Origin of the sequence: Haloimpatiens myeolchijeotgali (assembly GCF_042688525.2) — a bacterium.
Classification (GTDB): domain Bacteria; phylum Bacillota; class Clostridia; order Clostridiales; family Clostridiaceae; genus Haloimpatiens.
In genome coordinates this window covers 1,881,782-1,895,777 of sequence record NZ_JBHWAB010000001.1, presented here as the reverse complement: position 1 = coordinate 1,895,777, position 13,996 = coordinate 1,881,782, and the positions used below count along the sequence as shown (strand labels likewise).

The following is a 13,996-nucleotide window of genomic DNA, read 5'->3' as shown; positions in this document are numbered from 1 at the left end:
TAATTACTCCTTATTGCATTTATCTTTTTTATTACAATTACAACCACATTCTGTGGAAACATTAAATTTTCTCTCAACATTTGCAAGATCTTCAATCTCTTGCGCCAGCTGATGTAATACATCCCTGTTTACATCATAATGTACAAAATAACCAAATTTCTTTCCTACCAGTAATCCATTTTCTTTTAATATCTTTATATGCTGTGAAACTGCAGATTCAGAAATTTCCAATCTTCTAGAAATAGCTCTAACACAATAATTTTTATGCAGAAGCATTTCAATAATTTTCAGTCTAGTTCCATCAGACAATGCTTTTAAAATAACTTGTATTTCCATATACTTTCTCCTTTCAAAAATTCAATTAAGCAAATACTTAATTAAATTATATTCCAAAATTTTAATTAAGTAAATACTTAATCAAAAATATTCAAAGAATACTTAATTTCTCCACAAATTTCGCAAATAAAATGATAATGATTTTCATTTTGTTATTATCCTACCATAATTATTTTTATCATACTGTATCTACAGATACTCTTAGGTATTTTTTTATTTAAACTTACAAAGTTTAGATTACAACCGTTTGTTATTTGATATAAATTTAAAAGATTTTTTGTTTTTGAAGATAACTAAAGAATCTAACTTATGCATAAACAAAAAGACTTTGGAGTTTAAATCCAAAGTCTACTTTTTACTCTCTTTAATTATGGTAAAGTGTCGAGGGAGTTACCCTCAAACGTGCCTAACTTTATATTAATAGTCCATTATATTATGCTACTATACCTTCTCTTCTAGTTGAGAAAGCACTCCTCTTACCCCTATAACTTTATTATACTCTACTATTATATCAACTTATACGATTTAACCAAGCTTTAAGTTAAGAAAATGACCTTAAAAAATAAAATTTATTGTATTACTTTATTTATGGCTATGACTGTTTTAACATTTTCACATATTCCACAGGCTTTTTCATCAAAAACTCACAATGTGAATACCCTTCTTTAATGATTAAATTGCAATTTTTGTATTTTTTAACAGTTGGTATGCATACTCTTGCTTTTTCCTTTGTACCATACAAAAACGTTAATTTTTCATGTAATTGCAATTTTATTTCTTTTGGAAGTTGATAAGTATAGCAAGTATGTGCTAAATTTTTAATTGTTTCATCACTCATACTTCCACAAGTTTCTTTCATTAGTTTTGCCATACTAGGACACTTTTTATCTAAGATATTTAGTTTGTTGGGATCCTTAGCGGATTTATGAGCTATTTTCTTAAAAATAATTTCCATAATTTTAATACGAATTTGAGATAGTTGAATAAATGGACTTCCATCTAAAAATACTTTATTGATCTTTACTTGATTGCGTCTAAATACTTCAAATGCTATAATTCCACCTAAAGATACTCCTAAAAGGATTTTTATATTGTTAATATTATTTTCTTTAAGATATGTAATAATTTTATCAGCTTCATCTTCTGCAGAATAGAATGTAGAATGTTCTTCAATATCATGTCCGTCTAATGAAGGTAAAACAATATAATAATCATCTTTCAATAATTCTGTTATTTGATTATACATATCACTTGTGATAAACATAGCATGAATAAATAGAGCAACTGGTTTTTGTTGATTTCCTAATGTCTTAAACTTCATTTTTACCCCTTCCTTCAATTAGTTGTTATCTAAAGTTTCTTCTATTACATTCAACATTTTCTGCAAAGTAGCCGTACTTTCTGGTGTCAATTCGTCTGCTAATATAGATAATTGACTAATTAAATTCTTATGAAACTTTAGATGGTTTTGATAGATAATTTTCCCTGTATCGCTTAATGTAATCAAAATTTCATTGTTTCCATTTGAAGAAACCGATTTATAGATTAGTCCTTTTTTTTGCAATTTGCTAACAGTTTGTGATACAGCACCTTTTGTAACGCCTTGTAATGTTGCTATTTGTGTTGAAGTTAATGCACTATGGTGTCCAATTACTTCTATCATGTGCACTTCAGAACTATATAGTAAATGCTCCGTTCCATAGCTTTTAGGTTTCTTTGTTTTATGATTATACTTATTGATAATTCGATAAGTTCTTTCAAAAAAATCGGTGTTTTCAATTTTCATCCTGTATACCTCCAATATATTTAGCAGCTAAACTATTTTAGTTGCTAAACTCATTATATCACTTATAAAAATTGAAATCAATAAAACCATCTTGTAGAATTTAATGATACTTTCTGAACTACCAAAAATGCTAGTAATTCCATCATACACATGTAAATTCAATAGTATATTACTGAACTTCACTTTTACATATCAAATTTATAATTTACAAAAGCCCTATTAGAATATATCTAATAGAGCTTTTGTAATAAATATAAAATTTATTATATTTATTGATTTTCACTAATTATTTTTGGACTAATTATTTTTTTGCACTAATCATTTTTAAACTAATTATTTTGGACTAATTATTTTTTGCACTAATCATTTTTAAACTAATTATTTTGGACTAATTATTTTTTGCACTAATTATTTTTATATTAATAACTCAACTTTTACAGTACAAAAATACTGTCTAGCGAAGGAAACTATTTCAGAGCGAGATGTCATTTCGCGCAACGACTATTTTTCACCTACGAAAGTTGAATTAATAAAAACTTCACTACATACTTTCATTGTATTGTACATGGTTCATCTTAGAATACTCTTTTAATAAAAGTATTAAAGATAAAGCAACTACAATTCCATCTACCAATGGTGAAGAAAACCATACTGCATCAATTCCCCAAACCTTTGGTAAAACTATAATTGCCGGAACAAATAATACAATTTGTCTAAGTAAAACCATAATTCCTGCATTTTTTCCATTTCCTATACATTGGAAAAACGTAATTCCTATTATCATCATTCCTAAAAGCGGAAATAAACTATACATAAGCCTAAAATTCACAATTCCCTTATTAACTATGTCTTGATTTGTAATAAATAAAGATAATACTTTATTTGGGAACAGTTCTATTGGTACCCAGAACAAACACGCTAGTACAGTTGCGCCTATAATGAATATATTAGTGGATTTCTTTACTCTATCATATAGTTTTGCTCCATAGTTTGTTCCAACAACTGGTTGTAATCCTTGACTAATTCCCCAAAGAGGAATAAATGAAAATGCTTGAATTCTTAAAGATGCTCCCATTAAAATTACTTGTTCATTTCCTCCATATTGGCCTGCCATTCTATACAACAAAGTCTGTTGGACAATAGACATAAGCTGCATAAGCATAGCAGATACTCCTACAGAAAACAATTCAGGTATAAGACTTTTTTCAATTCTTATTTTATGAAATCTTACATTTTTACTTTTCTTTACAAAATAAATCATAGTAATAACCGCTTGAAGAATTTGTGAAGTAACAGTTGCTACTGCTGCTCCTTCAATACCTTTTTCACCAAAGGCTGTTATAAAAATAGGATCTAAAATAATATTTATTATGGCTCCTATTCCCATAATAAGCATTGCTTTTTTCATAAGTCCTTCGCCGCGCATAACCATATTGGCACTTTGAGCAAAATTTACAAAAATGGAACCAATAAATACAATACGCAAATATCTAATAGCAAGCTCTAAAATCTCTCCTTTTGCACCACTCATATATAACAATTCTTTTGTAAAAACAATTCCTATTATCGTAATAATAGTTGAAAAAATAAGTACTAAAGATAATAGGTTTCCCATAATTTTATCTACAGTCTCTGTATCCTTTTTTCCTATGGCTCTTGCTAATATAGAAGAAGAACCAACCCCAATCAAAGTTGCAATACCACTATTAAAAAATGTAAGAGGATATGCAACAGAAATTGCTCCCATAGCATTTTCGCCTATTAATTGCCCAGCAAAAACACCATCCATGAAAGAATATAATCCAATAACAACCATACCAATAATTGCAGGAACACTTAATTTTATCATTAGACGTAATGGACTTTGTTCTAATAATTCATTTCTTACTTGACTCATATTAACCTCCTATTTTTTATTTCTTATTACATAATTTTCTACTATTTAAGACGCTTTTAAGTAACATAACAGTGTTATGTTGAGGCTAAAAATAAAAACATGCTTTACTATTAATAAAATTAAAATACTACTTCTTTTTAAAATGCATCAATTCATTCCAACCTCCGTAAAAAAATTTAGCAATAGCATCAACTTGTTTCAATGCTTCTTCCCTAGGAAGCTGATGTCGAATGGGTTCTATAATGGATGAGATTTCCAAACTTACGAGATTATGATATGTATTTTCATCAAAATACACACTTATTTCACCTGTATCTCGCTTATTCATAATATATTTCCTACTTAAATTTTCAACAATTTCTATCATACTATCATAGAAATTTTCCATAGAAGAACCAATTGATTTACAAAATAAAAGTATAAAAATTTCAATATTATCATACATATATTTCATGATATCTTTAATCTTAGATGCATCAATATCACTAGCACTCTCTATAGGAATTTCATCATTTTCACGAATTTTCTCATTTTCACTTTCAGTTACTATTATACGATTTAAAAGTTCTTCGGCTTTATCACTTACAAGTTGATAAAATATATCATCCTTATCTCTAAAAAAGAAATATGCAGCTCCAGTAGTCACATTTGCCTTTTTGCAAATAATGCGCATAGAAGCTTTTTCAAAACCATGTTGTAGAAATTCTAACTTTGCAGCTGCTAATATTTTTTCTCTTGTATCAAGTTTATCTCCCATCATTCTCCCCTTTTCTTCAATCATCCTTTCATAACAATGTGGTGTTAATATTTTAATTACTTTATAATTCTTGTAAAAAAACACATTAGTTAGGAGCTCCTGAATTCATTATAGCATAAATGATAAAGATTTTCATTATCATTAATAAAATAATTTTAAAAACTTTAATATTTAATAGCATATTTGTAATATCTTTTGTAAACATAATTACTACACTTGATATTGAGCATAAAATAAACACTACCAAAAAAGTAGTGTTATTTGTAATTATATATAATTGTATCTATTGCTCCTGCTACAAAGGTTACTATATCTGATTTAATAAGTTCAGCCTTTCCAAAGCCTTCAAACAGTTCCGTTCTTGTTTTTAGACCAAGGGGTATGTATAAAGATTGGTTTTGTTTCAATTTATCAACTCCTATTTTATCCTATTCTGATTTATGTACTTTCAAAAAAATTCTGTGCAAGTTCCAGCCATTCTTCAGGTAAATATACTGCAAGATACCCATGACCATAATCCTTTGCCTCATAGATTTTACAGTTTTTCACGTAGGATTGGAAAAGCTTGGCCGATTTTTTGACACACTTCATTTCTTTTTCTCCATACCAATACATAACATCCGCCTGGCACTCTCTTAAACTATCCTTGATGGAATAATTCATATAGGTACGATACATTGCATATAAAGTTTCTTTCCTTAGTCTTGGCAAGTCCTGTAAATATAATTCCTGTATTTCCTTGGGATAGAGCATTTTTTGTGGTAACATTTTAGACATAGCAGCAAGTTCAAATTTGCAAGCTTTTTTACTGAATAAAAAACTTCTGAAAAGCTTAACGTTTGCAATACAAAACCTTTTTACATTTGGCACAGGGTAGCAGACAGAACCATCAATGATTGCCTTTTGCACTAAATCTGCTTTACGAGAAAGCAATTCTATAACAATTTGACCTCCCAACGATACACCACACAGTGCAAATAACTTTCCGTTGCAATTTTTCTGAATATAACTCAAAAGCTTATCGGCAGTATCCTCAGTTGAAATATAATCAGTTGCAAATTCCTCTCCGTGTCCATCTAAAGTTGGTAAAATAACATGGTACTTTTCCGATAGTTTTCGTGCCTGTCTTAGATAATTCCACCATGCATTTCCACCACCGTGGATTAGCATAATATGTTGATTTTCAGGATCTCCAAATTCGTGGAATTTCATGTTAACACCTCTTTTCTAGAGATTACTATATAGTTGTATTATTTTTACCTACCTAAACCTTATCTACAGGCAAACTTGAAATCATTGATAGCTTCCGCAATTTTCTCTCGGGTGTCTTTTTATTTTTAATATACTTTTCAAGAATATCCTTAATTTCTTTTAAAAGTACATCGTATTCCTCATCTGTAACTGCTAAAAGCGCAGTGTTAAAAAACACCTTATCTCGAACACAATCTGCATCGGATTTACCTAAATAAAATTGGAGTTCTTGTAAAAGTTCTATGAAAAATGCAGTAGCAAGCTTAACTGGATTGTCGTGTTTTAACATGTCATTTTTCTTATTCATGGCATAAACCTTCTCTATGGTATTTCTTACCCTTTTTTCCTCCACCACATGAATAAGACCATTCTCATCTAAAAGCTTAATGTGATGATAAATAGTAGCTCTTGGAATATCCGTAAGTGTTTCTAGAATTGCTGAAACAGTTGTTCTTTCGTTTAGTAAAATAAATTGCAGGATTCGAAGCCTGGCAGGATTCAGTATCAACTTTTCAATATTCATTTGGCTATATTCTCCTTTTTTATTATAGTCTATTTTTTTATTATAGTCTAATTTTTTAGATTGTCAATATATAAATATCTGTTTTTATATTATTTTTGACTTTTAGCAAATCTAATCATAAATCTTATTTGGTCATAAGCTGATATATTTGTAATATCTGATAAGATATATTCTTCAGGAACTGAATAAATTATCTCCTGATTTAAAAATTTTGACTTACTACCAAAAAATCCTGAACTCATTCGAATTCAGGATTTTTTACTACTCATTTTCTATTTTAGAAATAAAAAATTAACTATTTGCTAACGTGTTTCCACATACCATATCATATTTCTATACTTCTTTTCAGGTCTTTTGGGGCGTAATTTTCACTATTTTTACTAAACGAATAGAACTCACAAAACTACTAAAATGCTAATAAAATCAAAAGTTTTTACGGCATAATCCTACAACATTTTCTACATGATATGTCTGACAAAACATGTCAACAGGTTGAATTTCTTCCACTTTATAGCCATGTTTTGTTAAAAATTTCAAATCACGTGCTTGTGTTACAGGGTTGCAGGAAATATAAATAACCCTCTTTGGGCTCATTTTAACTAGAGAAGATAAAAACTTCTCATCACTGCCACTTCTCGGTGGGTCCATCATAACTACATCTAATTTTTCCCCAGCTTGGTCCATATCCACCATAAATTCACCTGCATCACCTTCATAGAAACGTGCATTTTTTATGTTATTTAACTTGGAATTCTTAATAGCATCCTTTACAGAATCTTTATTTAATTCAACTCCAATAACTGATTTTACTTTTTTACTCATAATAAGTCCAATAGTACCTATACCAGAGTAAGCATCCATAACAACCTCATCTCCATTGAAATGGGCCATATCAATAGCTTTGCTGTACAGCTTATGTGTTTGCACAGGATTAATTTGATAAAAAGATTTTGGAGATATATCAAAAGTACAATCACATAGTATATCTTTAATTCTGCCTTTTCCATATATAACTTTCTCTCTATCTCCAAGCACCATACTGGTTTTTTTGTTGTTCACATTCATTATAATTGTTGTAATCTCAGGATGCTTCTTTAATAATGCCTTAACAAAATTGTTCTTTGAAGGAAAAACAGAAGAACTTACAACTAATACAACCATAACTTCTTTCGTAGCAAATCCTGTTTTGATTAGAACATGTCTTAAAAATCCCTCACCTCTTACCTCATCATAAGGTTTCATCTTAAATGATTTCATAAGTTCTCTAATTGAAGCATTTATCTCATCCGCTTTAGGATTTTGAATTATACAACGTTCAATTGGAATTATTCTATGGCTACTTTCTTCGTAAAAACCTGAAACAATCTGTCCTTTTTTTCCATAAGTATAAGTTGCATGTATCTTATTTCGGTAATAATATGGCTCTTCCATAGTTATTATTGGATTTACTTTACCATAAGATTTCATAAGCTCTTCAACAAATTTTTGTTTGAATTGTGATTGTCCTTCATAAGACATATGCTGCATCTGACATCCACCACATTCATTATAACAAGGACATTTAGGTTTCACTCTATACAAAGATGCTTTCTTGATTTCAATTATACGTCCTGTAACATATTTACCATTTCTTAATATCTCAACTGCTGCCGTTTCACCTTCCAACAAATATGGAACTGCTACCTTCTCTTTATTATAAATTATTATACCTTTTCCATCTTCATCCATACCTATGCATTTAACCACTGCAGTTTCTTTTTTTAAATTTCTTTTCTTATGAGTTTTTTTGTTAGATTTCCAATTATTCTTAGAGTTTTTCTTGAAATTATGCTTAATATTATTCATTATATCCATCCTTTATACTACTGTATTTATTATTAACTCAACTTTCACAATGAGAAAATACTGTTTAGCGAAGGAAAATGATATATTGCGTAAGAAACATTTGAACAAAGTTTACAAGTTCTTAGCTTTACGAATTTGAAAAAAGTCATTTTTTAATTACCGATTCCTACGGAATATTAATTAAAAAATCTTTTTTCAATATGAGTAAAGCTTAGAACTTGTTACTGAAGTGAAAGGTTTCAGAGCAATATATCATTTTTCGTAGCGATTGTTTTCAACTACGAAAGTTGAATTATTAATTATTTTATGTTTCATTTTTACATTATAACATAGTAAATTCAATAGTATATTACTGAACTTCATTTTTACATGTCAAATTTATAATTTACAAAAGCCCTATTAGAATATATCTAATAGAGCTTTTGTAATAAATATAAAATTTATGCCATCTTTCTATTTCATGTTTTTTACATCCATATTCATAACCATTACTTTTCCACCCTCTAAACCAAAGAGAGAATCACTACAAACTCCTAAAAAGTCTTCATTGAACATTTTATACACATCAGAAGATATTTGAAGTTCTGGAAGTCTTCCAATTATATGCTCTCCATCAAACAAAAAAGCTAACTGCACTGGCGTACCAAACTTTCCAGAGGAAGTGTAGTCTCCACCAGAAGCTATATAAACAAGTATTCCTTCTTCCCCGTTAAATAATTCCTTTAAAGTTTTATTACTTGGTTTTACCTTTAATGTAGGTACTCCCAAAGTTGGTACCTCATCATAATTTCCAGAAGCAGCTGCTGTATTTTTTAAATTATACAATTTAGATGTCTTTTTATCTGTATATGGAGAAAGCAGTACTCCATTCTCTATAAGATTATAAGAATAATCCTCTGTAACTGTACCTTCCATATCAAAATATGGTTGTAAACATACATCTTTAGGATTTTTAGTTTGCATAAGAGTAAAATTTTCATTAAATAATTTCTTTCCTGTTTTTTCAGAAAATATGGAGCCGCCTTTTTTAAATGTTCTACCATTTAAATCTTTAGAAAAAATTTGTAAAAATAATTCTTCGCAGGAATCCATATATACTCCTACTTTATATTTCCCCTCCAAAGGAAGACTAACTTCATTTTTATAAGCCTTTAAAATTCGAGAAGCCATGTTTAAATACTGTTCTCTATTATATTTTCTTCCTTCATAGCCTATAAAACCATCAAATATACTTGAAGAAGATTTTTCCTTGAAAATCAATTCAGTACATATACTTTTATCTTTATAAGATAAATTTAAATTTTCATCATTACTTAAAGATGTACTGCGTTCCATCATTGTTATTTTATGACTAAAGATAAAATCCTCATTTTCTTTACAAAGCCTTGATAGTAATTCTTCTCCTTCTGATAAAAGTTCTTTATCATTCATACCCTCACTAGTTTTATCTATACTAATACACTTATCTTTACTAATTTCATATTCGTAAGGAATCTTATTTTTTATATTTTCTTTTGCTTTCTTTTCTAACTCTTCTGTGGAAACTTCCCCTATTCCACCAGCTATTCCTATATAACCTCCATCATAAATTCTTACTGATTTTTTTGTAATATCTTTTATCTTTACTGAATCTATTTTAGAAGCAGATATTATTAAAGAAGTTTCTTTCATATTATCTACATATTTTTCCTTTTTCATAAATCTTTTCACCCCTTTACTGAACATTCATATTTAATACTTTTACATATGGACCTCCGAAGCCTACAGGAAGTGGAAATTGATCCATTTTACCACAGCCACCAGTTACAAAGCTCAACATTTGTAACTCTTTAGATAACCCATCAACATTTTTTAAAGTTTCAAAAACAGTTCCGGATATTACTGAAATTTTTACAGGTTCTACTATTTTACCATCCTTTATTCTATAACTTATTGATGGTGCTATAGTAAAAGTAGACATACCAGAACCATGTTTTATAGTATCTATTAAAAATCCATCTTTAACTTCGGAAATTAGTTCTTCTAAAGTACTTTTCCCTGGAAGAATGTACGTATTTGTCATCCTAACCATAGGTTCATATTCAAAATTTAAAGCACGAGCATTTCCTGTAAGTTCTTCTTTTAAGCTAACTGCTGTTTTTGAAGAATGAAGCCTTCCAAATAATTTACCATTTTTTATAAGATAATTTTCTCCTGCTTTTGTACCCTCATCATCGAAAGGAACATAACCAGAACCCACTATTTCTCCAGAATCTACTATAGATAAAATAGGTGATCCAACTTGTTTTCCAATACTCCACTCCTTTATCATAGTTTCGTCTCCTACCATAAAATCTGCTTCACTTTTATGTCCAAAACTTTCATGAGCAAATACTCCTGCAGCCTGTGGTGATAGAATTACAGTATATTTACCCTGTTCTACGTTTTTTGAATTTATAAGAAAATCTTCACATTTATTTAAAAATTTTCTTAGCTTTTCCTTGCCATCTTTTAATGACTCAAAGCTATCTTTTCCTAAATCAAATCCATCTTTAAAAGTTTTTTCACCTTTTGAGAAGGTAAATCTCATTGAAATTCCGCAACTTTCCTTATCAAATGTCACATCTGTACCTTTTGAAGATACTATTCTTTTTACAATTCTATTATCAATGTACACCACTTTAAAGCTTTTTAAATACTTTGCTTCCTTTAAGACCTTCAGATATTCTTTTAAAAGATTATGTTTTTCTTCCATAGGAATTTTCCCTAAAGCGTCGTTATATTTTAAATATTCTGCCTTATTTACCTGTAATTTTTTAATATTTTCATCTTCATTTATTTTCTTATACTCTTTCCCCATAGAATAAAGCTTGTTTACTTCATCTTGAATTCTAGATAAATTTGTTGTGGAAGAATAGTACCATCTAGTACCATCATAAACTCTTATAAATGCTCCCTTTTCTTGTTTTTCTTTCATTTCCTGAAGTTCACCATCTAGATAAACTATTTTACTTTCTTTTACATTTTCATACCTTATATCTGTATAAAAATTCTCCTTAAAATTAATATTTTTCAAAGTATAGCCCCCTCCTATAATTAGTATCTATAGAACTATAAGTATATTTTTTAAATAATTGTAACTATTCAGAAACTTATATTTAGTATATATTAACATTCATCAAAATTCAACCTTTTTTTTACATTTATACGATTATATAACACAATGAAAATCAAGAATAAATAAAAGTGTTTTTATACATAATTGATGAAATCAAATATCCTAAAAACAACCCATTTATAAAAGTAACAACTATCCTTCCCATACTAAAGCTATCATTAAAAGTTATATAAATAAAAAACATAAGGATAATTTCAATAAGTACAGCTGTTACATGATACATAACTTTGCTTCTTAGAGGTACTTTTAAAATTAATCCTCTTTTCCTAATTTTATGAAGAAAAATTAATATTATTACAAATCCCAGCAAAGTCCCTCCATGTTGAGCTATTTTATATATGTAAATTTTATGTCCTAATAAATTTATATTGTCTCTAAGAAAATTTAGTTTTAATACAAAATATCCAGTTTTATGTGTAAAAGAGTCCCAAAACACATGAGTCATCATTCCTATAACACTAGAATATGTAAAAATCACAGCTTCTTTAACATTAGTTACACCATTTTTTATATCTATTAACCACGTATAATCTTTTGATATACACATAGGCAAATTTAAAATAAATGAATCTTTTATATATTTATAATATATAAAATTTAGAAGAAAACATAATGGTATATTTAGTAGCATAAATCCTAAAATAGTATGTCCAAAATTACTACTTGGATTGAATAATATAAAATATATAAAATCTGGAGCCATAGATCCTAATATCAATCCACTCAAATTGAAGTATTTATTTTTCATAAAGACTACTGCTGCTGGATGTGCTAATGTAAATGACATTGATATGCTTCCTCCTTACATAATTTATTTATTATATTTCAATATTAAAAACTTTTATAACATTACTTTTTCGTATCAATTTCTTTGTAAAGGCTATTTTCTTTGTTACATATTTATTGTACATTAAAAATATTACGCTAACCATTCATTAATCTTACAATAACTATAATGAATCTTACATTTCCGTAATATAAAAACAACAGCACAAAAGTACTGTTGTTGATACTAAGAAACAAACATACTAACGCTCACTATTGCTCCCCCTTTTTCATTATTTTTAGCCTCAATACTTCCATTAAATTTATTTACTAAAGTTCTAACTATGTAAAGCCCTAAACCTGAATGCCCCTTTTCTTTTGATCTTGATTCGTCGCCTTGATAAAATTTTTTAAATATATTTGCAATATCCTTTTTAGAAAAGCCACATCCTGTGTCTGATATAGAAAGAATAATTTTTTCTTCAGTTAAATATAAATTTAAATATATACTTCCCCCTTCTGGAGTAAATCTTATACTATTAGAAACTAGATTATCTAATATTGCAGACAATGCACCGCAATCCATGTTTATTAAACCATTACTAATTCTTTCATCCTTAATTGTATATTCAAAACTTATTTTTTTATTATCTGCCAATATATTATAATCATCAGTTTTATCATTTATAAATTCAATTATATTACATCTTTTAAATTTAAGAGTAAAATCTGATTTTTCAATCTTAGTTAAAATGTTCATTTTCTCTATAAGTTTAGTCATTCTATCTGCATTTTTATTAATTAAATCTAAATATCTGTAAACTTTGCCTTCTTCTAACCTTTTACTGTCTATAAGTCCTTCAACATGACCTTTTATTATAGTAATTGGTGTCTTTAAATCATGCGCAATAGCACCTACCATTTCCTTTCTTTCCTGTTCCATTTTCCACTGCTCTTGTAAAGATTTTTTAAGTTCAACTCTCATCTCTTCAAAAGAGTTACACAACATTCCTAATTCATCTTTGCTTTTATAATCTATTTTAAATTCTAAATCCTTATTTTTTATTTTTTCAGCACCTATCATAAGCTGATTCAATGGTATTTTTAATCTATTATTGAGCTTAGATGCAAAAACAAATGTGAAAATTATTATATAAATAAATGGAGCTAGCATTGTAAAAACATCTAAATATTTAACTATCCAATTAAATTTAGGATTTCTGGCACTAAGTTTTAGTTCATACTTTAAAATAACCATTCCTTCAATTTTATTATTATTTATAATTGATATATATTTTATCATTTTAGGAGACTCACTTTTGTCAATTTCTGATTGTTTTTTTAATTTAACTGGAGCCTGTACTATTATTTCATTGAAATGACCATATAAAAGCTCTCCTTTTGAATTTACTACTTCATATTCTATTCCTTGAATAGGAATTATACTTTCTAAATCTTTTTTAAAATTCTTATTTAGAACTTTTTCTTTATTTTTATTTATATATGTTTCAACTTCTGGCACACGGGATTCATAATAATTTGCTTTTAATACTATACCTTTTTGTATTAACTTTATCTCTACATAAGCTCCTGCTACAGTAAACAATATACTCAAAATTAATACTAATAATATAGAAATAATAAATTGTTTCTTAAAAGTAATATTTTTCATCTACATC

At 28.1% G+C, this 13,996-nt stretch carries 14 protein-coding genes; all 14 read right to left on the bottom strand.

Translation table 11 applies throughout. The annotated features are described in order from the left end of the window. Window positions 1–3 precede the first annotated feature (3 nt). The 14 genes from ACFIJ5_RS08495 to ACFIJ5_RS08430 all read right to left on the bottom strand — a co-directional run bounded on the left by ACFIJ5_RS08495 (window position 4) and on the right by ACFIJ5_RS08430 (window position 13,989). Complete coding sequence (locus tag ACFIJ5_RS08495; protein WP_379806015.1) at window positions 4–336, bottom strand: ArsR/SmtB family transcription factor; 333 nt, start codon at window positions 334–336, stop codon at window positions 4–6. Window positions 337–928: 592 nt separating this feature from the next. After that, a complete protein-coding gene (locus tag ACFIJ5_RS08490) occupies window positions 929–1,657 on the bottom strand; it encodes an alpha/beta fold hydrolase (protein ID WP_379806013.1) in 729 nt (242 codons plus the stop codon). Between the two features lie 18 nt (window positions 1,658–1,675). Next, the gene (locus ACFIJ5_RS08485; protein ID WP_379806011.1) at window positions 1,676–2,122 is read right to left on the bottom strand and encodes a MarR family winged helix-turn-helix transcriptional regulator; all 447 of its coding nucleotides are present in this window, start codon (window positions 2,120–2,122) and stop codon (window positions 1,676–1,678) included. A 541-nt stretch (window positions 2,123–2,663) separates the two neighbouring features. Then, the gene (locus ACFIJ5_RS08480; protein ID WP_379806009.1) at window positions 2,664–4,019 is read right to left on the bottom strand and encodes an MATE family efflux transporter; all 1,356 of its coding nucleotides are present in this window, start codon (window positions 4,017–4,019) and stop codon (window positions 2,664–2,666) included. Window positions 4,020–4,146: 127 nt separating this feature from the next. Beyond that, window positions 4,147–4,860, bottom strand: coding sequence for a TetR/AcrR family transcriptional regulator (locus ACFIJ5_RS08475; protein ID WP_404661404.1), 714 nt, complete (start codon window positions 4,858–4,860; stop codon window positions 4,147–4,149). Between the two features lie 173 nt (window positions 4,861–5,033). Then, window positions 5,034–5,183 carry a hypothetical protein gene (locus tag ACFIJ5_RS08470; RefSeq protein ID WP_379806005.1) on the bottom strand — a complete coding sequence of 50 codons (150 nt, stop codon included), beginning with the start codon at window positions 5,181–5,183 and terminating at the stop codon, window positions 5,034–5,036. 31 nt (window positions 5,184–5,214) lie between these two features. Beyond that, entirely contained in the window at window positions 5,215–5,988 is a 774-nt protein-coding gene (locus ACFIJ5_RS08465) for an alpha/beta fold hydrolase (protein ID WP_379806003.1), read from the bottom strand. Window positions 5,989–6,040: 52 nt separating this feature from the next. After that, complete coding sequence (locus ACFIJ5_RS08460; protein WP_379806001.1) at window positions 6,041–6,550, bottom strand: helix-turn-helix domain-containing protein; 510 nt, start codon at window positions 6,548–6,550, stop codon at window positions 6,041–6,043. Window positions 6,551–6,639: 89 nt separating this feature from the next. Beyond that, a complete protein-coding gene (locus ACFIJ5_RS08455) occupies window positions 6,640–6,792 on the bottom strand; it encodes a hypothetical protein (protein WP_379805999.1) in 153 nt (50 codons plus the stop codon). Window positions 6,793–6,973: 181 nt separating this feature from the next. Then, entirely contained in the window at window positions 6,974–8,395 is a 1,422-nt protein-coding gene (gene rlmD / locus ACFIJ5_RS08450; RefSeq protein WP_379805997.1) for a 23S rRNA (uracil(1939)-C(5))-methyltransferase RlmD, read from the bottom strand. Between the two features lie 453 nt (window positions 8,396–8,848). After that, window positions 8,849–10,093, bottom strand: coding sequence for a metallopeptidase TldD-related protein (locus ACFIJ5_RS08445; RefSeq protein ID WP_379805995.1), 1,245 nt, complete (start codon window positions 10,091–10,093; stop codon window positions 8,849–8,851). 16 nt (window positions 10,094–10,109) lie between these two features. Next, the gene (locus ACFIJ5_RS08440; protein WP_379805993.1) at window positions 10,110–11,450 is read right to left on the bottom strand and encodes a TldD/PmbA family protein; all 1,341 of its coding nucleotides are present in this window, start codon (window positions 11,448–11,450) and stop codon (window positions 10,110–10,112) included. Between the two features lie 154 nt (window positions 11,451–11,604). Beyond that, window positions 11,605–12,339 carry a DUF4184 family protein gene (locus ACFIJ5_RS08435; RefSeq protein ID WP_379805991.1) on the bottom strand — a complete coding sequence of 245 codons (735 nt, stop codon included), beginning with the start codon at window positions 12,337–12,339 and terminating at the stop codon, window positions 11,605–11,607. A 225-nt stretch (window positions 12,340–12,564) separates the two neighbouring features. Beyond that, window positions 12,565–13,989, bottom strand: a complete 1,425-nt coding sequence (locus tag ACFIJ5_RS08430) for a HAMP domain-containing sensor histidine kinase (protein WP_379805989.1) — start codon at window positions 13,987–13,989, stop codon at window positions 12,565–12,567. Window positions 13,990–13,996: the final 7 nt, after the last annotated feature.